This window comes from Streptomyces roseoverticillatus (assembly GCF_000719265.1).
Classification (GTDB): domain Bacteria; phylum Actinomycetota; class Actinomycetes; order Streptomycetales; family Streptomycetaceae; genus Streptomyces; species Streptomyces roseoverticillatus.
The window spans coordinates 18,968-40,155 of sequence record NZ_JOFL01000027.1 but is presented as its reverse complement, the minus strand read 5'-3'; the positions used below and the strand labels follow the sequence as shown (position 1 = coordinate 40,155).

Annotated in this window: 17 protein-coding genes and 1 tRNA gene; 12 read left to right on the top strand and 6 right to left on the bottom strand. The window is 72.5% G+C overall.

Annotated elements, in window-relative coordinates; all coding sequences use genetic code 11:
- Positions 1–49: 49 nt before the first annotated feature.
- Positions 50–1,270 (bottom strand): beta-ketoacyl-[acyl-carrier-protein] synthase family protein, encoded by a 1,221-nt coding sequence (locus tag IF61_RS0127090; protein ID WP_030369151.1) that lies wholly within the window; start codon positions 1,268–1,270, stop codon positions 50–52.
- Between the two features lie 178 nt (positions 1,271–1,448).
- Between IF61_RS0127090 and IF61_RS0127085 the strand changes: the two genes are divergently transcribed.
- Together IF61_RS0127085 and IF61_RS0127080 are read left to right on the top strand one after the other, a co-directional pair.
- On the top strand, positions 1,449–1,880 hold the full coding sequence (locus IF61_RS0127085) for a hypothetical protein (protein ID WP_030369150.1): 432 nt from the start codon (positions 1,449–1,451) through the stop codon (positions 1,878–1,880).
- 156 nt (positions 1,881–2,036) lie between these two features.
- On the top strand, positions 2,037–3,170 hold the full coding sequence (locus IF61_RS0127080) for a permease (protein WP_030369149.1): 1,134 nt from the start codon (positions 2,037–2,039) through the stop codon (positions 3,168–3,170).
- 11 nt (positions 3,171–3,181) lie between these two features.
- Here IF61_RS0127080 and IF61_RS0127075 read toward each other — a convergent pair whose 3' ends face one another.
- Both IF61_RS0127075 and IF61_RS0127070 read right to left on the bottom strand, forming a co-directional pair.
- The gene (locus tag IF61_RS0127075; protein WP_030369148.1) at positions 3,182–3,883 is read right to left on the bottom strand and encodes a lipoprotein; all 702 of its coding nucleotides are present in this window, start codon (positions 3,881–3,883) and stop codon (positions 3,182–3,184) included.
- Positions 3,884–4,050: 167 nt separating this feature from the next.
- Positions 4,051–4,959: a LysR family transcriptional regulator gene (locus IF61_RS0127070; RefSeq protein ID WP_030369147.1), complete on the bottom strand. Its 909-nt coding sequence runs from the start codon at positions 4,957–4,959 to the stop codon at positions 4,051–4,053.
- Between the two features lie 102 nt (positions 4,960–5,061).
- On the opposite strand from IF61_RS0127070, the gene IF61_RS0127065 reads away from it, so the two are divergent.
- Positions 5,062–6,357: an MFS transporter gene (locus tag IF61_RS0127065; RefSeq protein WP_245684640.1), complete on the top strand. Its 1,296-nt coding sequence runs from the start codon at positions 5,062–5,064 to the stop codon at positions 6,355–6,357.
- A gap of 329 nt (positions 6,358–6,686) precedes the next feature.
- On the opposite strand, the gene IF61_RS0127055 is transcribed toward IF61_RS0127065, so the two are convergent.
- A complete protein-coding gene (locus tag IF61_RS0127055; protein WP_030369145.1) occupies positions 6,687–7,808 on the bottom strand; it encodes a PP2C family protein-serine/threonine phosphatase in 1,122 nt (373 codons plus the stop codon).
- A 473-nt stretch (positions 7,809–8,281) separates the two neighbouring features.
- On the opposite strand from IF61_RS0127055, the gene IF61_RS0127050 reads away from it, so the two are divergent.
- The 4 genes from IF61_RS0127050 (at position 8,282) to IF61_RS0127035 (ending at position 12,076) form a co-directional block, all read left to right on the top strand.
- Positions 8,282–8,354 (top strand) — tRNA-Ala (locus IF61_RS0127050).
- Positions 8,355–8,641: 287 nt separating this feature from the next.
- On the top strand, positions 8,642–9,745 hold the full coding sequence (locus tag IF61_RS0127045; protein WP_030369144.1) for a calcium:cation antiporter: 1,104 nt from the start codon (positions 8,642–8,644) through the stop codon (positions 9,743–9,745).
- Between the two features lie 532 nt (positions 9,746–10,277).
- Entirely contained in the window at positions 10,278–11,003 is a 726-nt protein-coding gene (locus IF61_RS0127040; protein WP_030369143.1) for a hypothetical protein, read from the top strand.
- An 11-nt stretch (positions 11,004–11,014) separates the two neighbouring features.
- Positions 11,015–12,076, top strand: a complete 1,062-nt coding sequence (locus tag IF61_RS0127035) for a terpene synthase family protein (RefSeq protein ID WP_030369142.1) — start codon at positions 11,015–11,017, stop codon at positions 12,074–12,076.
- Here IF61_RS0127035 and IF61_RS37635 read toward each other — a convergent pair.
- Complete coding sequence (locus IF61_RS37635; RefSeq protein WP_052393089.1) at positions 11,995–12,765, bottom strand: Rieske 2Fe-2S domain-containing protein; 771 nt, start codon at positions 12,763–12,765, stop codon at positions 11,995–11,997. The genes IF61_RS0127035 and IF61_RS37635 overlap by 82 nt on opposite strands.
- A gap of 175 nt (positions 12,766–12,940) precedes the next feature.
- Here IF61_RS37635 and IF61_RS0127025 point away from each other — a divergent pair, with 175 nt between their 5' ends.
- Entirely contained in the window at positions 12,941–14,014 is a 1,074-nt protein-coding gene (locus IF61_RS0127025; protein WP_030369140.1) for a chitinase, read from the top strand.
- On the opposite strand, the gene IF61_RS36050 is transcribed toward IF61_RS0127025, so the two are convergent.
- Entirely contained in the window at positions 13,950–14,360 is a 411-nt protein-coding gene (locus IF61_RS36050) for a hypothetical protein (RefSeq protein WP_157848684.1), read from the bottom strand. The genes IF61_RS0127025 and IF61_RS36050 overlap by 65 nt on opposite strands.
- A gap of 133 nt (positions 14,361–14,493) precedes the next feature.
- On the opposite strand from IF61_RS36050, the gene IF61_RS0127015 reads away from it, so the two are divergent.
- The 4 genes from IF61_RS0127015 to IF61_RS0127000 all read left to right on the top strand — a co-directional run bounded on the left by IF61_RS0127015 (position 14,494) and on the right by IF61_RS0127000 (position 21,187).
- On the top strand, positions 14,494–17,493 hold the full coding sequence (locus IF61_RS0127015; protein ID WP_052393088.1) for an AfsR/SARP family transcriptional regulator: 3,000 nt from the start codon (positions 14,494–14,496) through the stop codon (positions 17,491–17,493).
- Between the two features lie 257 nt (positions 17,494–17,750).
- On the top strand, positions 17,751–18,737 hold the full coding sequence (locus IF61_RS32785; protein ID WP_211264942.1) for an L-tyrosine/L-tryptophan isonitrile synthase family protein: 987 nt from the start codon (positions 17,751–17,753) through the stop codon (positions 18,735–18,737).
- Between the two features lie 54 nt (positions 18,738–18,791).
- Entirely contained in the window at positions 18,792–19,679 is an 888-nt protein-coding gene (locus IF61_RS0127005; protein ID WP_052393087.1) for a TauD/TfdA dioxygenase family protein, read from the top strand.
- On the top strand, positions 19,676–21,187 hold the full coding sequence (locus IF61_RS0127000) for a 4-hydroxyphenylacetate 3-hydroxylase family protein (protein ID WP_030369135.1): 1,512 nt from the start codon (positions 19,676–19,678) through the stop codon (positions 21,185–21,187). The genes IF61_RS0127005 and IF61_RS0127000 overlap by 4 nt, the downstream gene beginning before the upstream one ends.
- Position 21,188: the final 1 nt, after the last annotated feature.

The following is a 21,188-nucleotide window of genomic DNA, read 5'->3' as shown; positions in this document are numbered from 1 at the left end:
TGTGCCGTTACTGTGACGGCGACGAGCGGAACGAGTGGACGGCAGCCGGCTAGCCCTCGCGGGTCACCACGAGGCTGACGTTGTGCCCGCCGAAACCGAAGGAGTTCACCAGCCCCGCCGACCAGTCGCCGGCGCGGCTCTCGCCGTGGACCACGTCCAGGTCGATTCCCGGGCCGGGCTTCTCGAAGTTGCGGGTCGCGGGCAGCACGCCGTCCCGGAGCGTGAGGAGGGCGGCGATCGCGGCCACCGCGCCGGACGCGCCCAGCATGTGACCGGTCATCGACTTCGTGGCCGTGACCGCCACGTGCCCGCCGAGCGCGCTCGTGATCGCCTGCGCCTCGGCCAGGTCCCCGGACTCCGTGGACGTGGCGTGCGCGTGGACGTTGTCGATGTCCCGCGGCCCGAGGCCCGCGTCGCGCAGGGCCGTCCGGACGGCGTGCACCTGGCCCTCCGCGTCCGAAGCGGTGATGTGGTGCGCGCTGGAGGACACCGCGGCACCGGCCAGCTTCCCGTACGCGCGGGCCGAGCGGGCCCGGGCGAACCCGGCGCGCTCCAGGACCACCACGCCCGACCCCTCGGCCATGACGAAGCCGCTGCGGGCGGCGTCGAAGGGGCGGGAGACCGCCGCCGGGTCGCCGTCGTCCGTGGAGAGGGCCTTCATCTGCGCGAACGCGGCGATGCAGAACGGGTGCAGGGACGCCTCAACACCTCCCGCGACCACGACGTCGGCGCGCCCGGCCCGGATCAGGTCGAGGCCCATGGCGATCGCCTCCGCCCCGGAAGCGCACGCGCTCACCGGCGTCCTCGCGCCGCCCCGCGCACCCAGCTCCATGCTGACCCAGGCGGCCGGGCCGTTCGGCATCAGCATGGGCACGGCGTACGGGGAGAGCCGGCGCGGCCCCGACCGCTCGTAGACGTCGTCCTGGCCGAGGGTGGTGAGGATGCCGCCGGTCCCCGTGCCGATGACGACGGCGAGCCGTTCGGGCTCCACCCGCGGCTGCCCGGCGTCCTGCCACGCCTCACGCGAGCCGATCATCGCGAGCTGCTCGCACCGGTCCCACTTGCGGGCCTCCACGCGCTCCAGCAGCGACAGCGGATCCACGGGGAGCGAACCGGCCACCCGTACCGGCAGGTCCGCCGGCCACTCCTCGCCGAGCCGCGTCACGCCGGACTCGCCGGCGACCATCCCCTTCCACGACCGCGCCATGCCGGCGCCCAGCGGGGTGATCCCGCCGACGCCCGTCACGAGCACCTCGGTGTTGCTGCTCATCCTCGCCCCTCCATGCACAAGTAGGAAATCAACAAGCCGCTGCGGTGATTCGCGCAGCTGATCCGTACGGCACAAAGACGACACTGCCAGCTTGATACCGGTAACCCTGCTTGATTCAGCCCACCGAAACGGAGGCGGGAATCTGTAAGATCAAGACAATGACGTGAGAGGGGGGCGCATGGCCACGTGGGGACTCATCGTCGAAACGACCGTGGGCGGCGAGCACAAACGTACGAAGACGTCCGTGCTGGCGCATGTGGAGGGCGAGCGCGAAGAGGCTCTGGCGGAGCTCGAAAGGCGCGCCCGGGACTTTGTGCCCCAGCATCCGTGGAACCCGAAGCGCCGCCGGTTCTTCCGGCACGGTGACGGCTTCCTGCTGGTGCTCGACGGCTCCTGGCAGCAGTCCTACAGCACCCGGTTCACGCTCGCGGAACTGCTGGAGGACAGCGCGGCCGCGCCTGAGCCCGCGGAACCGCCCGCGCCTGAGCCTGCGGAACCGCCCGCGCCTGCGGACTCCGTGCAGCCGCCGCCCGCCGGGCCCGCCGAGGAACGGGACGCGGACGGCGTGCCGGTGAAGCCGGCGTGGCTGGGTCGTACGGATCTGCCCTAGCCGGGCGGCGTCGAGCGGGGCTGCCGGTGTTACGCAGGGGCTGATCCGGGCGTTCCTCATTCCGTGCGCGGGGCGCGGGGGGTAGAGGTATACGGGGACGCGCGGGGCGATGTGCCCCGTGGTGACGTGCCGTGTGCCGGAAGAAGGGTCGGGCGGATGCAGGCGATCGTGCACGCGCTGTCCATCGCCGGGTCCATGACCTGGGAGATCACCTGGGCGCTGATCCTGGGGTTCGCCCTGTCCGCGGTGGTCCAGGCGGTGGTGCGCAAGGCGACCGTCGTCGCCCTGCTCGGTGACGCCCGGCCCCGTACGCTGGCGCGCGCCGCGGGCCTGGGCGCGGCCTCCTCGTCCTGCTCCTACGCGGCCGTGGCGCTGGCCCGCGCCCTGTTCCGGAAGGGGGCGGACTTCACCGCGGCGATGGCCTTCGAAATCGCCTCCACCAACCTGGTGGTCGAGCTCGGGGTGATTCTGGCGCTGCTCATGGGCTGGCAGTTCACGCTCGCGGAGTTCACGGGCGGACCCCTCATGATCATCGCCTTGGCGGTGCTCTTCCGGCTGTTCCTCCGGCCGCGGCTGCTGGACGAGGCCCGTGCGCAGGCCGCGCGCGGGGTGGCCGGCTCCATGGAGGGGCACGCGAGTATGGACATGTCCGTACGGCGCGAGGGGACGTTCGCCCGGCGGCTGTTCTCCGGCGAGGGCTACACGGCCACGGCGCACGTCTTCGTCATGGAGTGGGCGGCGATCCTACGCGACCTCGTGGCCGGCCTGCTGATCGCCGGCGCCATCGCGGCCTGGGTCCCGGAGTCGTTCTGGCAGGCGTTCTTCCTCACCGACGACCCCGGGCTCGCGAAGTGGTGGGGCCCGCTCGTCGGCCCGCTGGTGGCGATCGCCTCGTTCGTGTGCTCCATCGGGAACGTGCCGCTCGCCGTCGTCCTGTGGAAGGGCGGCATCAGCTTCGGCGGCGTGGTCGCCTTCATCTTCGCCGACCTGCTGATCCTGCCGATCCTGAACATCTACCGGAAGTACTACGGCGCGAGGACGGCGCTCTTCCTGCTGGTCACCTTCTACGTGGCCGTGGTCGTCGCCGGGTATGCCGTCGAATTCGTCTTCGGCGGCCTGGGGCTCGTACCCGGCCGCGGGCACGCCGTGATTCCCGAGGAGGGGGTGAGCTGGAACTACACGACCTGGCTCAACCTCGCCTTCCTCGGCCTGGCCGCCGCGCTGCTCGTGCGCTTCCTCCGCACGGGAGGGAAGGCCATGCTGGGGGCGATGGGCGGCGGCCCGCACTGAGGACCGGACGGTCAGGGGAGCTTCGTGGTCTTCTTGGCGAGTTCGTAGGCCGGGAGCATCTCCTTCTGCTCGCTGTCGTCGAACCCGCCGAGGTGGACGACGGTCACGCCCTTCGGTGTCGTCACGGCGAAGGCCTGTTCCTGCTTCGGCTCGTCCAGAAGAGGGCTCTTCTGCTTGTAGACGACCTCCGCGGCGGGAAGGTCACCGGCCTTCGTGTCGCTGAACTCCTTGCCGGTGACGTTCTTCTCCTCGGCCACGAACGTCTCCAGCGCCTGAAGCGGCGACATGTCCGTCCGCTCCGACGTCCACACGCGGATGTAGCCGATCATGCCCGCGGGCTTCGCGTCGATCTCGCAGGCGCCCTTGAACGACGGGTGGCCCAGCCACTTGCTGAGGAACGCCGCGCCCTTCGCGTCGAGCCCCTTGGGCTGCCACGCCTTCGCCACCTCGAACGACACCGGGAACTCGCAGACGGCTCCGGCGCCGCCGATCCGGCCGCCGTCCTTCCACTCGGCCTTCTTGCCCGGCTTGCCGGCCGTGCCGCCCGTACCGGCCTCGTCCTTCGACTTCTCGCTCTCGTTCGCCGCCTTGGCCGAGGCGGGGGCCCGGGTCTCCTCGGCGGTGTCGCTGCCCTTCCCGGCAGCGGACGAGCAGCCGGTGAGCATGCCGATGGTGACGACGGCGGCCACCGCGCCCGACGTGAGCTTGAGCATGAAGTTTTCCTCGCTAATCGAACTAACGAGGCAAAACCTAGCTCTACGTGTGCTGTCCGCCCAAACCGATATCGGTCCAGGACCGTTGCCGAGCCGCGCTCACCGCGGCGCGGCCTGTTCGCGCGCGGGCGGTGAGGCCCGCGCGCCCGGCGGCAGGCATACGGCGCTCACTCGCTGATCCGCGGGCCCAGTTCCTTCGCCAGGGCCAGGGTCAGTGCGCGGAAGATCTGGACCTCGGGGTTGCGGTCCGCGGCGCGGACCGCCAGGTAGCTGCTCTCGCGGGGAGCGTCCAGGACGGGGACGAAGACCGCGCCGGGCCAGGCGTAGTAGCGGGCGAAGGACTTCAGTCCGGAGCCGGCCGCACGGCCGGTGACCACCCCGGTGAGCACCTCCTGCGGTGTGAGGGCGAAGTCCGTGCTGCGGCGCCGGTCCGTGCAGCCGAAGTACAAGTACTCGGTGAAGGGGCGCGGCGTGTGGCCCGGTACGCGGAAGAAGGGCAGGTCGGTGACGTCGGCGAGCAGGGCGCCGGTGTCGCGGGCGTCCGCGAGGGCGGACGCCCCGGGGACCACCACGATGCGCTGCTCGGTCGTGAGGACGTCAGCGGTGACGCGGTCGTCCGCCGGGTCGGGGCGGACGAACGCGATGTCGACGCGGTCCTCGACGAGCGCCGAGACGTGTTCGGTGAAGTCGAGCTGCCGCAGTTCGACGGCGATGTGCGGGCGGGCCCTGCGGTAGGCGTTGACCGAGGCCGGGGTCAGCTCCGCCGAGCCGTGGCCCATGATGCCGACGCGCAGCGGCCGGTCGGCGGCGAACGGCGCCCGGTCCGCCGCCTCGGCCACGTCGTCCAGCGCGGCGTTGGCGGCGGCGAGCAGCGTGCGGGCGTGGCGGGCCAGCCGTTCGCCGGCGGGCGTGGGCGACACGGGGGTGCGGTGCAGCAGACGGGTGCCGAGGTCGGTCTCCAGCCGCCGGACGTGCTGGGTGACGGCGGGCGGGGAGAGGAAGAGCCGTGCGGCGGCCCGTCCGAAGTGCCCTTCCTCGACCACCGCCAGGAAGGACGACAGCAGGCGGAGATCCATGACGGCCACGATAGACATGACCACCGGCCGGCTCGTGCGCGCGTTCACGAGTTGTGAATGCGGGCGGCGGCGGCCGGGCCGGGGCCCGTAGGACTGGGTGGCGTGAGTACTTCTGTGACAAAGAATGCGGCAAAGGAGCAGCGCACGTCCGCTTCCCGCCCGCCCGGACCCGATGCCCGCCCGGCGGCCGGGAACCGCCCCTGGCTGCGCACCGGCTGGATGATGACCGCGTCCGGCTGGAGCGCGAACCAGTTTTCCGCGCTGCTCGGCGCCTACCGCTCCGAACTCGGCCTGTCCGAGTCCACGGTCACCGGCCTGTTCGCGGTGTACGTCGTGGGCCTGGTCCCGGGCCTGCTGCTCGGCGGGCCGCTGGCCGACCGGCGCGGGCGCCGCCCGGTGGCGCTCACCGCCCTGGCCGTCAACCTGCTCTCGTCCTGCCTGCTGATGGCGGGCTCGGCCGCCACGGGCTGGCTCCTGCCCGGCCGGTTCCTGACCGGCATCAGCGCGGGCGCGCTCCTGGCGGCCGGCAGTGCCTGGGTCAAGGAGCTGTCCTGCCCGCCGTACGCACCGGACGCGGCGGCGGGGACGGCCGCGCGGCGCGCCGGGCTGTTCGTCTCCGCGGGCTTCGCCTCGGGCGGGCTGGTGGCCGCGCTGATCGCCCAGTGGCTGCCGCATCCGATGGCGACCGCCTACCTTCCGCACGTGGCCCTGGCCGCGGTCGCCTGGGCGGTCGCCTACGGTGCGCCGGAGACGGGCCGCCGGGCGGACCGGAGGCGCTCCGGGACCGGCGCCGGCGCACCCGCACGCGCCGCCGCCCCCGACTGGCGCCGCTTCCGGCGTGCCGTCCTGCCGCTGGCGCCGTGGGTCTTCGCCGCCCCGGCCGTCGGGTTCGCGACCCTGCCCGGCCTCGTGGACGGCGGTCTGGCCGGGTGGCGCACTGTCTACGCGGGCATCGCGACTGCCGTCGTCCCCGGCAGCGGCCTGCTCGTGCAGCCGCTGGCCCGGCGGCTGGCCGCCCGGCACCGCCCGGCCACCGGGGCGGCCGGCCTCGGGGTGATCACGGCCGGGCTCGGGCTCGCCGTGCCCGCGGCGGCGGGGGCCCGGCCGGGGCTCGCACTCGTGGCGGCGGCCCTGCTGGGCGCCGGCTACGGTCTCGCCCTGTCCTTCGGCCTGACCGAGGCCGCCGCGGCCGCGCCGCCGGAGCGGCTGGCCATGGTGACGTCGCTGTTCTGGACGGCGGCTTACCTCGGCATGCTCACGCCGTACGCCCTCGCCCTGCTGTCCCGCTGGTGGAGCATGCCGGTGCTGCTCGCCACGGGAGCGGTACTGGCGGCGCTGACCTGCGGCGCGCTCGCCGCGCTCCACCGCACGGCGGAGGCGGACCGTACTCCCGCATGATCCTTTTGCGGCGCGCGGCCGGGACAGTCGTCAATGGCGACCAGCTGGGGCCCGCTGGTGCCGGCCCTGACGTACGCCTACTACCGGCGCCGTTGCCGTTAGGGCCGGTCCGGCGGATCACGGCGAACGCCGGTTGCTGTGGCCGCGTGTGCCGCGCCGGACCCTCACCGTGGTGGTTCGCCGCGGTTGCGGCGGGCGGTCTTCTTCCGCCGCAACGGCGAGAAACCGACAGCGCGGGTGACCGGCGGTGTCGGACCAGCCGCAGGATCAGCGGAGATCGGTCGGACGGGCCTTGGCCCGATGGCAGCCCTACGGTCATCCCGCACACGTCACGCGGACTCCTGCGGCAGCCGCTCGATGGCCATGACGGCGACGTCGTCGTCCAGCGATCCGCCAGCGTAAGCGAGCAGGTCACGGTGGAGGTGCTGGACGAGCCCGTCCGGGTCGGTCTCCTGCCAGTCGGCGACCCGGTCGGCCAGGGGGTAGAAGCGCCCGCCGGTGTCCCTGGTCTCGATGACGCCGTCCGTGTAGAGGAGGAGGACGTCGCCCGGGCGATAGGGGAAGGATTCCGACGCGTAGTCCTCCTCCGTCAGGCCGCCGGTGAGGCCGAGCGGCAGGGCGGGGTCGGCGACCGTCAGGGTGGTCACCTCGCCGCGGCTGAGGACGAGCGGGGGCGGGTGCCCGCAGTTGATCAGCCGGAGCACCGGCTGGTGGTCGGGGATGTCGAGGATCGCGGCGGTGATGAAGCCCTCTCCCGCCGCCGGCCCCTCCTGCGGCTCGGCCATGTCCCAGTACGTGGCGTTCTGCAGGTGCGCCACCAGCCGCGGCAAGGGCGGATTGCGGTGGGCCGCCGCGCGGAAAGCGCCGAGGAGGGAGGCGGCGTCGCCGATCGTCGGGAGGCCCTTGCCGCGCACGTCGCCGATCATGACCCGGGTGCCGTGCTCGGTCCGCGCGGCGGCGTAGAGGTCGCCGCCCATCCGGGCCTCGGCCTCGGCGGGGACGTAGAGCGTCGCGATCCGCAGCGGGCCCAGCCGCGGCGGGACCGGCCGCAGCAGCACCCGCTGGGCCACCTCGGCCACCCAGCGCGCCCGGATCAGCTGCTGCTCGTGCTGGGCCCGGGTGTGGCGGAAGATCACGAGGAAGGCCGAGATGAGGAGCAGCGCGGCGATCTGGGCCTGGTGATTCGGCGTCGTCAGGCCCCCGTGGAAGATGCCGATCACGACCTGGGCGGCCACCGCGAGGGCTCCGATGACGCCGGTGAGCATGGGGCCGCCGATGGCCGCGGTGATGGCCGGGGCGGCGACCAGGAGCGGGCCCAGGTGGATGTCGGGCGGTGTCAGGAGGTCGACCACCACGACCAGGGCGATGAGCCCCAGGGGCACGGCGACGAGCGGGCGGCCGGGGCGCCGCCGGCGTCGTCCGGAGCCGGACCGCCTGCGCTGAAGGGGCATGTGTCCTGCTTACCTTCTCGGTGACTTCCCCGCACACCTGCCACAACGGTCACCCGGGCCCCGGCGCCGGGTGCTGTCACGCTTACGGAGCAGCAGTCAGCGCCGGGACGATCCAGCACCCGTAGCGGGTCCGGGTCGTACAGTGCCGGGACGCCGGCCCGCTCGCGCGAAACCGGGTGGGAGTCGGTCAGATTGTTCGTCAGGACGGACATGAAACCGCCGTACTCATTGAGGCAGTTGACGGTGAGCGCGGCGGTGTCGAACGGCCGGTTGCCGACGTCGTCCCGGGTGAACAGGGCGACGAGGTAGCCCGGGCGACGGAACGGGCGACGATATGGGTGCCGCACTCCCGGCTCGCGCGGTGTTGCGCAGTCCGGAACGGTGCGAAGAGCGGCGTCAATGGCACTGCTGCTGTCGTGTAATATTGTCTGCGTCGCCAGGGGAACCGGGCGGAAAGCGGAACATCTGAACAAGGGGCTATAGCTCAGTTGGTAGAGCGCCTGCATGGCATGCAGGAGGTCAGGAGTTCAATTCTCCTTAGCTCCACACGCGAGAGGGAGGGGTCGTCCACGCGGACGGCCCCTCCTTCGTCGTGTCCCGCCTTCTCCGTCGCGCCTCGTCCGGTCTTTTCCGTTGTGCCTCGTCCGGGTGACGGGTGTTTCTCCGATCATCCGACGGTGCAGATCTTCGGGTGAGGCCGCACGCCGCTCCCGTCCAGCCCTACCAGCCGCGGTCTGGGCGGGGGCGAGGACAGACGCGCCCCGGTGAGCGGGGAATCCGGACGCGCCTCCGGTGAACGGGCATCTGACGGGCGATCTGCGAAGCTTGTCCCCATGAACCGTCGGTTCCGTTTGCTTGCCGCGCGCTGGCCCGTCCTGGTGCCGGTGCTCGCCGCCGTCGTGCTGGTCCTCACCTGGGGGCGGTCGCTGTCCCCGGCGGCGGTGACCTTGGTGAGCTGCTGCCTGGCCGGTGCGGTGCTCTCCGCCGTGCACCATGCGGAGGTGATCGCCCACCGGGTCGGCGAACCGTTCGGCTCGCTCGTCCTCGCCGTCGCGGTGACGATCATCGAGGTGGCCCTCATCGTGACGCTCATGGCCGACGGCGGTGACAAGAGCAGTTCCCTGGCGCGCGACACGGTCTTCGCCGCCGTCATGATCACCTGCAACGGGATCGTCGGCCTGTCCCTCCTGGTGGGTGCGCTCAGACGCCGGGTCGCCGTCTTCAACGCGGAGGGCACCGGCGCCGCCTTCGGGACGGTGGCGACCCTGGCCGGGCTGAGCCTGGCCCTGCCGACCTTCACCACCAGCACGCCCGGCCCGCGGTTCTCCACCGCCCAGCTCGTCTTCGCCGCGGCCGCCTCGCTCATCCTCTACGGGCTCTTCGTCGCGACGCAGACCGTACGGCACCGCGACTACTTCCTGCCGGTGACCGCCGAGGGCGAGGTCATCGACACCGACGACCACCACGCCGCACCGCCCTCGGCCCGGGCCGCCCTGACCAGCCTTGGCCTGCTCGGGGTCGCCCTGGTCTCGGTGGTCGGCCTCGCCAAGGGGGTCTCGCCGACCATCGAGTCCGCGGTGGCCGCCGCCGGCCTGCCTGCCTCGGTCGTCGGCGTCGTCATCGCCCTGCTGGTCCTCCTCCCCGAGACCATCGCGGCCCTGCGCGCCGCCCGCCGCGACCGCGTCCAGACCAGCCTCAACCTCGGCCTCGGCTCGGCCATGGCCAGCATCGGCCTGACCATCCCCGCGGTCGCGGTCGCCTCCGTCTGGCTGGAGGGCCCGCTCGTCCTCGGCCTCGGCGCCACGCACATGGTGCTCCTCGCCCTCACGGTCGCCGTCGGCACCCTGACGGTGATCCCCGGGCGCGCCACCCCGCTGCAGGGCGGGCTCCACCTCTCGCTCCTGGCGGCGTACGTGGTGCTGGCGGTCAGCCCCTGAACCGCCGCCGCAGGGGAGGCCGGGGAACGGAGAAACGGGACACGGCGTCAACCGGCGTCAACCGAACCGGGGACACGTCGTACCCATCCTCGGTAGCCTGGTGAAAAACCGATTCTCTTGCCCGTGTCAAACGCCTCCGGTATCCATGTGAGAGCCTCTTTCCGCAGCAGGCTTTCCCAATGGCCACAAAAGCCGGTGCATCGGCCATCCGGTAGTGCTACTGCGCACCACCGCGGAGTGTGCGTGCTTCAAGCGCCGGCAGTGCGCGCCTTGGCGGACTTCGCATTCTTCGCCAGCATGCGTACAGGCACTGTGCGCGTACCGGGGAGGAACCCGTGAGTCGTCACTTATCGTTCTCCGATGGCCTCTGCCGCACCAACTCCTACCATGCGAGGGTGATATGCGGGCGCGTACATATGTCTCTCCGTACCGGGCACAAGCGGCGGACGAGGCCTTCCCGGAGCCATTGCCTTACCCGAACGGATGGTTTTGTGCGGGATTCTCGTGGCAGTGGAAACCGGGAACCGTCCGCATGTGCCGCTTCATGGGAACCGGCCTGCTCATCCAGCGCACCCGCGGCGGAGCGCTGCGGTCCGCGCTGCCCGTACGGGAAGCGCACGGCATCGTCTGGGCAGGGCATTCTCACGACCGCACGCCGCCCTCGTGGGAAGTCCCGCCGCCCACCGGTGACTTCGCCGCCCCCCGAACCTTCCGTGCGGTCGAACTGGCGGGCCACCCGCAGGAGGTGATGGAGAACTTCATCGACCACCGGCACGTCGTCGAACTCCACGGCGTCGATTTCCTCGACATCCTGACGGCGCCCGAGGGCGACGGGCCGTTCTACTCCCTCACGGTCCGCGTCGGGCGCAGCCTTCCGTTCTTCTCCACCGTCCAGGACGTCAGCATCCGGTATTTCGGTCTGGGGGCGGCGCTCATGACGATCGACCTGCCGCGCTGTCACCTGCGCGCCGCCCAGTGGGTGCTGGTCACCCCCGTCGGACCGGGCCGCATCCGGTACTGCCTCGCGGCCAGTGCGGTGCTCGACCCCCTGCTCCGCATTCCTCCCGCAGCCCGCCGCGCCCTCGAACGCGCGGTGGCCGCCGGGATGAACCACTGGTCCTTTCACGACTCCCGCGCGGACTGGCCCGTATTCCACCACAAGGCCTATCTGCCCCACCCGCGGCTGAACAATGAGGATGGGCCGATCGGTGCCTACCGGCACTGGGCCCGCCAGTTCTACCCGGTGGCGCCCGACTGACCGGAGGGAAGATGGAACTGCGTGAGATCATCCACTTCCCGCAGATCGGGACCCGCCTGCCTATTCACGTCCATCCGCGCGTGGCGGAAGCGGAGGCCCTGCTGGCCGAGTACGTCGCTGGGCACCCCGTCCTGAATCGCTATGCGGCGAAGATCCGGCAGGATCAGTCCGCCCGCCTCGTCTGCCTGTGGGCCCCGCAGTCGGCCGACATGGAGCGGATCCTGGCGGCGGCGAAATACGTGATGATCACGTACCTGATCGACGACATGATCGACGAGGGCTGGACGGGAATCGGGGCGAAGGAGATGGTGGCCGGCCTGAAGCGGGTCATCGCCCAGGAGAAGCGGCCCGAGACCGCCGTCGAGGAGACCCTGGCCGCCATCATCAACCCCTTCCTGGACGGACTGGGAAGGACGTTCCGCAGCAGGATCAACGCGGCGCTCGGGGATTGGATCGACTCCCGCACGACCGGCTCCGCCCCGCACGAGACGCACCGCATGACCGATGAGGAATTCCTGGCCTGGCGGGTGAGCGACGTGGGGTACGAGGCCAACATCGGCATCGCCGAATACGCGGTCGGCTGTGACGTGTCCGGCCACGAGGAGGCGCTCCGGGCCCTCAAGGTGAAGGCCGTCGAGCACGTGCTGGTCATCAATGACGTGTACTCCTACCGGAGGGAACTGGCCAAGGGCTGCGCCGCCGCCAGCATTCTGACCCTCTGGATGCGGCGGGACGGCATTTCGCTCCAGCGGGCCGTCTACAGGGCGTGCGAACTGGTCCGCGCCGTCGAAGCGGATTATGTGGCCATGGAAAGTGAACTCGTCTCCGGGGAACCGGGAATGGCGTCCTATGCGGAAGCGCTCAGGATGCTGTTCCAGGGGAACCTGGTCGTGCACGCCTCCGGGACGCGCTACAACGGGGCCGCTTTCCGCGGGAACCTGCTGCGGGGGGCGTGGGTGCGCCTCGATCCCGACATCACCTCCGTCATCGCCTACGACCCCGGGTCCGAGGGGGTGGGGGAGCCGGTGCCCCTGCCGCCGCGGAGGGCCGGGTCGTTCTGCCGGGCGCGGTGAGGGAGCGGCGGGGGGAGGCGGGCCGGGGCGACCGCGGCGCTGCAGGCCGTCCAACGGCGGACCCGGCCCGGGGAGACGGGGGTGGCGAGGACCCACAGGACGAGGCCCCACGGCGCTGCGTGCAGGGGACGCCGCACCGGCTCGATCACGACGAGCGCGGCTCCGGGGCCCAGGGCCCGGAGGCTGACGTGCCGGGAGCCGGAGCGGGACAGGATCCGGCCGGTGACGCGCTCCGTCACTTCCTGGGGAGTGCCCGCCTCTTCCGTGGCGCGGAACGCGCGGGGGCCGGCGAGGGGTTCGGGCAGGGAAGGCAGTTTCCGGGACGGCGGGGCGCCGTCGGGGGAGTGCCACGTCCAGACGATGCCGTACGCCTCGCGGGAGGGCAGCAGGGTGAGCGAAGCCCTGGGGGGCGTCCCGTACGGCGTCCTCGCGCACGTGCCGTCCGGGGCGAAGGCGAACCTGTGGAAGGGGCAGACCAGGTACTCGCCGTCGACGGTGCCGCCGGCGCCGAGGTGGGCCCCCAGGTGGGGGCAGTAGGGCCGGGTGACCCGGAGCACCCCGCGCCGGGTGCGGTAGACGACGGCGTCGCCGCCCGCGAACCGCCGGGTGCCGACGCTGCCGGCCTTCCACTCCCGGGAGAAACCGATGCAGAACCAGCCTTCGGGGTACGGCGTCGTGGGCGTCGTCACCCTACCCATGCTGTCCGCTCGGCCCGGTGGACGGGTCAGCGCCTCCGGGGTGCACGGAAGCACACCCGGCGGACGGCGGCCCCCGGCCCCCGACTTGGTCCAGACATATTGACGGCCGGGTGGAGCGGTTCTAGCGTTCGACTCCTTTCGAGGGTCCTCGCCGAGGAGGTCGGGCATGACTGGTCGGACGGCGCGTTGGCTGGGAGCCGGCCTGCTGGTGGCCGTCGCCCTCCTCGGGCAGGCGCCGCAGGGCGTCCTCGCGCAAGGGCGGACGGCGGGCGCGCCCGCCGCCGACACCTGTCCCGTCAAGCCGCGGCCCGCGGGCAAGGTGCTCCAGGGCTACTGGGAGAACTGGGACGGCGCGGCGAACGGCGTGCACCCGCCCTTCGGCTGGGTGCCGGTCACCGACTCCCGCATCCGCGACCACGGCTACAGCGTGATCAACGCGGCGTTCCCGGTCATCCGGTCCGACGGCACGGTGCTGTGGGAGGACGGCATGGACGCGACCGTGAAGGTCGCGACGCCGGCCGAGATGTGCGGGGCCAAGGCCGCGGGGGCCACGATCCTGATGTCGATCGGCGGTGCGGCAGCCGGTATCGACCTCGGTTCCAGCGCCGTCGCCGACCGGTTCGTGGAGACCGTCGTGCCGATCCTGAAGGCGTACAACTTCGACGGCATCGACATCGACATCGAGACCGGCCTCACCGGCAGCGGCAGCATCACCACGCTCTCGGCCTCGCAGGCCAACCTCATCCGCATCATCGACGGCGTGCTCGCGCGGATGCCCGCGGGCTTCGGCCTGACCATGGCGCCGGAGACGGCGTACGTCACCGGCGGCAGCGTGACGTACGGCTCGATCTGGGGCGCGTATCTGCCGATCGTGAAGAAGTACGCCGACAACGGCCGGCTCTGGTGGCTGAACATGCAGTACTACAACGGCAGCATGTACGGGTGCTCAGGGGACTCGTACTCCGCGGGAACCGTCCAGGGATTCACCGCGCAGACCGACTGCCTCGACAAGGGGCTCGTCGTCCAGGGCACGACCATCCGGGTCCCCTACGACAAACAGGTGCCGGGGCTGCCGGCCCAGCCCGGTGCCGGGGGCGGCTACATGTCGCCGGGCCTGGTGGCGCAGGCCTGGAACACGTACCGCGGCGCGCTGAAGGGGCTCATGACCTGGTCGGTCAACTGGGACGGATCGAGGGGGTGGAGCTTCGGCGACAATGCGAAGGCCCTGCAAGGGCGATGAGAAGCGCGAGTGAGGTTGCGCCGTCCGGGGTCCGGCGGACAATGAAAGTGTCCGGACGCTTCATGGAAAGCCGGCCGTGCGGCCGGCCCGGAGCGGGTGATGCATGATGCCGTGCACCGACATACTGCACGATGTTGTCAAGAAGCAGAACGAGGCGGCTCACCTCCTCGGGGAGGGCAAAGCAGTTGACGGCCACATCGCGCAGCTGCAGGCCGCGAATCCGGTCGACCAGGCTCGGATCGACGAGCTGAAGGCACGGCGGGCGGACATCAGGAAGCGTCTCGAAGCGCTGCGCACGGAAATAGCCGCCCTTCATCAGGACTTTCAGGACTGCATAGCCCGGCACCTGTGACCCCTCGTCACGGCTGGAGCTTCGCGACCGGGGCTCGAGGTAAGCGGAAGATCAATCCCCGTATGACGCCTATGGTTGTCGGATTCGCCGATGTTCGAATCTTGCACAGCGGAAGGGCGGTCATGCGGTGGTGCACACGCGTGTCGAGTTCAAGGTGCTGGGGCCCCTCGCGGCCGTCGCGGACGGCCGGGTCCTCCCGCTCGGGGGACCGAAGCAGCGGACCCTGCTCGCCATGCTGCTCGTCAACGCCAACACCGCCGTCTCCGGCGAGCGGCTGTGCGACGCCGTGTGGGGCGAGGCCCCGCCGGCCTCGGCCCAGGCCAACATCCGCAGCTACGCCGCCGTCCTGCGCAAGGTTCTGAGCCCGGCCGCCGGACCGGGGACCGGCCAGGGCTCCGGCGAGGAGCGGCTGAGCCAGGGCAACGGCGGCTACCGCCTGCAGGTGTTCCCCGGCGAGGCCGACCTGCACCGCTTCGAGGTCCTCGCCGCACGCGGCCGCACCGCCCTGGCCGCCGGCGAGCACCGGGCCGCGGCCGACGCCCTGGAGGAGGCGCTGGCGCTGTGGCGCGGCAGCCCGTTCGAAGGGGTGGCGCACCACGACGCCCTGCTCGGCGAGGTCGCCCGCCTGGAGGAGGCGCGGCTCGCGGCCTTCGAGGACCACGCCGAGGCCCGCCTCGCCCTCGGCGAGCCCCGCGAACTGGTGGGCCCGCTGCGCGCGGAGACGGCCCGCTACCCGCTGCGCGAATCGCTGTGGGCCAAGCTGATGACCGCGCAGTACCGCAGCCACCAGCCGGGCGACGCCCTGCAGTCCTACGCCCTCGCCCGCACCGCCCTCCGCGACGAACTCGGCATCGACCCCGGCGACGCACTGCGCAGGCTCCACCACGCGATCCTCACCAGGGACCCGGAGCTGGGCGCGCCGCCCGCCGCGGCGCAGCCCGCACGGCCGGCCGACGCCTGGCAGCCCACCGTCCAAGTGCCCTCCGACGACGCGGACTTCGTCGGCCGGAGCCGGCTGCTGGAGCGCGTCGCCGCCCTGATCGGGCCCTCCGCGAGACGGCCCGGCAGCACCACGCCCTGCGCCGTGCCCGTCGTGATCCTCACCGGCCTTCCCGGCGTCGGCAAGACCGCCCTGGCCACCCGGCTCGCCCACCACCTCCGGGGCGACTTCCCCGACGGCCGGCTCTTCCTGCACCTCGACGGCACCCGCGGCCCCCAGCGCACGCCCGGCGCGATCCTCGCCAACCTGCTGCTCAGCCTCGGCGTCCCCGGCTCGTCCATCCCCGAGGCCACCGAGGAGCGGGCCGCGCTCTACCGCTCGCTGCTCGCCGACCGCAAGGTGCTCGTCCTCCTCGACGACGCGCGCGACGAGGCCCAGATCCGGATGCTGCTCCCCGGCACCCCCGGCAGCGCCGCCCTCGTCACCAGCAGGGCACGGCTCGCCGGCCTCACGGACGCGCACCTCATCGACGTCGACCCCTTCGACGACGAGGAGTCGCAGGACCTGCTGCGGCGCATCGCCGGCCCGCAGCGGCTCGCGGCGGAGCCCGAGGCGACCGGGCGGATCCTGGCCGCCTGCGCCGGCCTGCCCCTGGCGCTGCGCGTGGCCGCGGCGCGGCTCGCCGGCCGCCCCGACTGGCAGGTCCGCCGCCTGGCCGACCGGCTGGCCGACGAGCGCGGGGTGCTCGCCGAGCTCACCGTCGGCGACCTCGCCGTCCGCACGTGCGTCGCCGCCAGCTACCACGGCCTGGCCCCCGACGCCGCCCGCGCCTTCCGGGCCATCGGGCTGCTCCCCGCACCGGAGTTCCCCGGCTGGGCCCTCGCCGCCGCCCTGGCCGACCCCACCGTCCCCGGCACCGGCCACGAACTCGCCGCGGACCGCGCCACCGACGCGCTCATCGACGCCAACCTCGTACAGATCGAGTCCCCGGCCGGGCAGCGGCAGCCGCGCTACCGCATGCACGACCTGCTGCACGCCTACGCCGCCGAGCGCGCCCTCGCCGACGAGCCGGAGTCGTGGCGGCGGGCCGCGGTCGCCCGGGTCCTGGACGGCTGGCTCGCCCGCGTCCGCGCGGCGGGCGACCAGCTCATCCGAAGAGGCACCGGCGGGCACGCCCCCGGCGCGGCGGGCGATCTCGTCGGATGGCTGGAGAGCGAGCGCACGAGTCTGGTCACCGCGGTCGGCTTCGCCGCCGGCGCCGGCTACGGACCGCAGACGGCCGGGCTCGCCGCCGCCCTGGAGGACGTCTGCCACCTGCGCAACTGGTGGGACGAGTGGGAGCACGTCGCCCGCGCCGCACTCGACCGCGCCGCGGCCGACGGCGACCCCGTCGCCGTCGCGGTCGCCCAGGGCTCCCTGGCCCGGGCCCGCGCCGTCCGCGGGCGGGTGGACGACGCCCTGACCCGCTACGCCGGCGCCATCGCCCAACTGGACGCGCTCGGCGAGGAGCACCACGCCGCCCGCCTGCGCATCCACCGCGGCTTCGCGATCGCCGACCGCGGCATGGCGGAGCTCGCCCACGACGACGCCGCCTCCGCGGCCGCCGTCATGAACCGGCTGGGCGACAAGCACGGCCACGTCATGGCCCTGCGCAGCCTGGGCTTCGCGCTCTCCTGCCAGGGGCGCGAGGCCGAGGCCGTCGCCGCGCTCGAACCGGCCGTGGCCACGGCCGAGCGCCTCGGCCACCCGCTCGCCCTCGCCGACGTCCTGCAGCTCCTGGCCTGGGCCGAGATCGGCCACGGCCGCGCCGAACGGGCCGCCCGCCACCTGCACCGGGCCCTGGCCGAGTACCGGTCCCTGCGGCACCGGCCCGGCGAGGCGTACGCCCTGCTGGCCCTCGGCCGCATGCACGCCGAGACCCGCAGCCCCGGCCAGGCCGCGTGGGCCCTCGCCCCGCTCGGCCAGGCCGCCGCGATCTTCACCGAGCTCGGCGAACGGCGGGGCGAAGCCCTCACCGCCCTCTGGCTGGGCAGCACGCGCGCGGCCCTCGGCGACGGTGACCAGGCCGTCCACCACCTCACGACGGCGCTGAACGGGTTCCGCAGCCTGCGCATGCCGTTCTGGGCCGCCCGCGCCCGGCAGGAACTCGACCGCCTCCGGCGGACCGCCGGGCCCGCCGGACGGTGACCTGCACCGCCCCCTGAACGGGGGCGCGCCGGGCGACGCACGTGCGAGCCGGCCCGGGACGTCCAGCCACCATCCCACCGGCCGGCAGCGCCGCACGGGGTGCCGGACGCAACCACCGGCCCGGGCCTGCCCGGACGCCGGCCCGCCGCCCTGCGCGAGGGCCCGGGGCTGCCGGTCCGGAGGGGCTTGTGCGCTTCTCATGCGCCTTTCATGCGCCCGCCGAGCACGGTGGGACGCAGTCCACGAAGGGAGGCGCGGTGTCCGAAACGGCCGCACCCGATATCGACCTGGCCGCCGTAGAAGTCGTCCGGGAAGTCCTGTCCCACCAGCGCAGAATGCGCGAGGGCGGATGCGCCGGACGCGTCTGCCTGCGCTGCGTACGGCACCACCTGGACGCGGTGCACGGCGCCATGCGGGACGGCCGGCGGATCGAATTCGTCCTGCCTGCCTTCCCCACGAAGTCCCCCAACCCGGCCAAGGTCCTCGGCCCCCTGCCCGACCTGGCCGAGGAGCTCGCACTGCGGTTCCTCAACGAGCTGTGCGAACGCATCAGCGAGGTGTACGCGCCCGGAGCGGCCATCCTGATCTGCTCCGACGGAAGGGTCTTCAACGACCTGCTGGGCGTGCGCGACGAGGACGTCACCGCCTACGCACAGGCCCTCGACGCCATGATCACCAGGATCGGCGCCGACCGGCTCGAACAGTTCAGCCTGGACGACGTCTACAGCGGCGCCGGCCACGAGGACATGCGCACCATGCTCTCCGCCGGCTACGCCCCCACGACGGAAGAGCTGCGCGAGGAGGTGCGCGGCGGGGGCGCTCCGCTCGCCATGTACCGCGGCATCACCCGCTTCATGCTGGAGGACCTGTCCGGCCCCGCCTGGACCGGCACCCGCTCCGCCCTGCAGCGCAAGTGCCGTGACCTCGCCTACCGCGTCATCCAGCGCAGCCGGGCCTGGGGAAACCTCCTCGACCAGCTCTTCCCCACGGCCGTCCGCCTGTCGATCCACCCGCAGCCCTGCAGCACGGACAAGATCGGCATCCTGCTCGCCGACACCTCGGACACCTGGCTGACGCCCTGGCACAGCGTCGCGGTCGGGACCGGAGGCCGCTTCACCCTCATGAAGCGCGCGGAAGCCGAGGAGGCGGGCGCCCGGCTGGTCCACGCCCACGGACGCCCCAGCCACTACGTCCTGGAACAGGCCGGCGCGCCCCGCGGCCCGTGGAACCGGGCCTGCGCCTGAACACCGGGCCGGCCGCCCGTCCCCCCACACCCTCCCCGCACGAGAGAGGCACCCATGACACACGCAGAAGCAACTGCAGACGCGGACGCAGCCGTCGGCATCCTCACCGACCTCCGCTACGACGTCGCCCCGGTCACCCCCTTCGGGCTGGCGATACGGGCCCTGGAGCCCGGACTGCGCGTCGAGGACATCCCCGTCGCCCCGCTGCGCTCCCTCGTCCGCGAGCACCACGTCGTGCTGCTCCGCGGCTTCGGCGCCTTCGACGGCCCCGAAGCGCTCTCCGCCTACTGCGAGCGCTGGGGACAGCCCAGTGTCTGGCCCTTCGGGACCGTGCTCGAACTCGTCGAGCGGGAACAGCCCGAGGACCACATCTTCGACTCCAGCTACATGCCCATGCACTGGGACGGCATGTACCGCGAGCAGATCCCCGAGTTCCAGGTGTTCCAGTGCGTGCACGCCCCCGGAGAAGGCAACGGCGGCGAGACCACGTTCTCCCACACCACCGCCGTCCTGCAACGCACCGACCCGCGGACCGTCGCCCGCTGGGCGCAGGTCACCGGCACCTACCAGCGCACGATGGAGTTCTACGACAGCGTCACCGTCTCGCCCGTCGTGACCGCCCACCCCGTCCACGGCGCGCCCGTCATCCGCTACAACGAGCCCACCGCCGCCGTCGGCGACAGCTTCGTCAACCACCCCGACCTGCGCTTCACCGGCCTGCCCGAGGACGAGATCGCCGAGGTCCACCGAAGCCTGCGCGCCGCGCTGTACGACCCCGCGCACCTCTACGCCCACGTCTGGGAGACCGGCGACCTGGTCGTCACCGACAACTACACGCTGCTGCACGGCCGTAACGCCTTCACCAGCGGGTCCCCGCGCCACCTGCGCCGCGTCCAGGTGCTCGGCACGCCGCCGCTCGACAACCCGGGGCTGGTCCGGTGACCCACGACAACCGCCTCATGACGGGCGACGACTACCTGGAGAGCCTGCGCGACGGCCGGCAGGTCTACGTCGGCGGCGAGCGCGTCAAGGACGTCACCCGCCACCCGGCCTTCCGTAACTCCGCGCTGTCCGTGGCCCGCCTCTACGACGCCCTGCACGACCCGGTGACCGCCGGGGTGCTGACCGGCGTCGACGAGCCGACGGGCATCCGCACGCACAAGTTCTTCAAGCCGAGCCGGTCGGCGGCCGAGCTGGCCGAGGCCCGCGAGGCCATCGCCGCCTGGGCGCGGATGAGCTACGGATTCCTCGGCCGCACCCCCGAGTACAAGGCGTCCTTCATGGCGGGCCTCGGCGTCAACGCCGGCTACTACGGCCCGTACGCCGCCAACGCCACTGCCTGGTACGAGGAGTTCGCCCGCAAGGCGCTGTACCTCAACCACGTCATCATCAACCCGCCCGTGGACCGCAAGCGCGCGATCCACGACATGGAGGACGTGTTCGTGCACGCCGTGCGCGAGACCGACGCCGGGGTCGTGGTCAGCGGCGCGAAGATGCTGGCGACGGGATCGGCGATCACCAACGCGGGCTTCGTCGCCCCGGTCGGCTCGGCGGCCCTCGCCCCCGGCAAGGCCGAGGCCTTCGCCCTCATCTTCTTCGTCCGCATGGACAACCCCGGCGTGAAGCTCGTCTGCCGCACGCCCTACGCGCAAGCCGCCGCCAGCCCCTTCGACGCCCCGCTCAGCAGCCGCTTCGACGAGAACGACAGCGTGCTCCTGCTCGACGAGGCACTGATCCCCTGGGAGGACGTCCTCGTCCACCGCGACATCGAGCGCGCCACCGGCTTCTACGCCACGTCCGGCTTCCCGAACCTCTACAACTTCCAGTCCGGCATCCGCCTGAGCGTCAAGCTGGAGCTCATGGCCGGGCTCCTCTCCCGGGGCACCAAGGCCAACGGCACCGACGCCTTCCGCGGCGTCCAGGCCGCCGTCGGCGAGGTCGTCACCATGCGCGACATGGTGTGGGCGCTGACCTCGGCCATGGCCTACGACCCGGAGCCGGGCAGCGGCGGGACGGTCGTACCGCGCCTGGAGCACGCCTCCGCCATGCGCATGTACAACGCCCAGGTGTGGGACCGCGTCCACGAGCTGTTCGAGACCACCCTCGGCGGCGCGCCCCTCGCCGTGCCCTCCAGCGCCCGCGACCTCGCCAACCCCGAACTGCGGCCGCTGATCGACCGCTTCTACCGCGGCGCCGACGCCTCCGCCCACGACCGGATCAAGCTGCTGAAGCTGGTCTGGGACGCGATCGGCACCGAGTTCGGCGGCCGGCACGAGCTCTACGAGCGCAACTATTCCGGCAACGGCGAACAGGTCCGGCTGGACGCGCTCCGCTGGGCCACGGGGCGCGGCAGCCTCGCCCGCTACGAGTCGCTCGTGCAGCAGTGCCTCGACGACTACGACCTCGACGGCTGGCGCCGGGGACCCTGGACCGGAAGCGAGGACGCGTGAC

Coding starts and splice junctions, on each gene's coding strand:
- IF61_RS0127040 (WP_030369143.1), top strand. CDS start 10,278: ATGTGCCGCTTCATGGGAACCGGCCTGCTCATCCAGCGCACCCGCGGC.
- IF61_RS0127085 (WP_030369150.1), top strand. CDS start 1,449: ATGGCCACGTGGGGACTCATCGTCGAAACGACCGTGGGCGGCGAGCAC.
- IF61_RS0127035 (WP_030369142.1), top strand. CDS start 11,015: ATGGAACTGCGTGAGATCATCCACTTCCCGCAGATCGGGACCCGCCTG.
- IF61_RS0127005 (WP_052393087.1), top strand. CDS start 18,792: ATGACACACGCAGAAGCAACTGCAGACGCGGACGCAGCCGTCGGCATC.
- IF61_RS0127025 (WP_030369140.1), top strand. CDS start 12,941: ATGACTGGTCGGACGGCGCGTTGGCTGGGAGCCGGCCTGCTGGTGGCC.
- IF61_RS0127045 (WP_030369144.1), top strand. CDS start 8,642: ATGAACCGTCGGTTCCGTTTGCTTGCCGCGCGCTGGCCCGTCCTGGTG.
- IF61_RS0127090 (WP_030369151.1), bottom strand. CDS start 1,270: ATGAGCAGCAACACCGAGGTGCTCGTGACGGGCGTCGGCGGGATCACC.
- IF61_RS0127055 (WP_030369145.1), bottom strand. CDS start 7,808: ATGCCCCTTCAGCGCAGGCGGTCCGGCTCCGGACGACGCCGGCGGCGC.
- IF61_RS0127075 (WP_030369148.1), bottom strand. CDS start 3,883: ATGCTCAAGCTCACGTCGGGCGCGGTGGCCGCCGTCGTCACCATCGGC.
- IF61_RS0127070 (WP_030369147.1), bottom strand. CDS start 4,959: ATGGATCTCCGCCTGCTGTCGTCCTTCCTGGCGGTGGTCGAGGAAGGG.
- IF61_RS0127080 (WP_030369149.1), top strand. CDS start 2,037: ATGCAGGCGATCGTGCACGCGCTGTCCATCGCCGGGTCCATGACCTGG.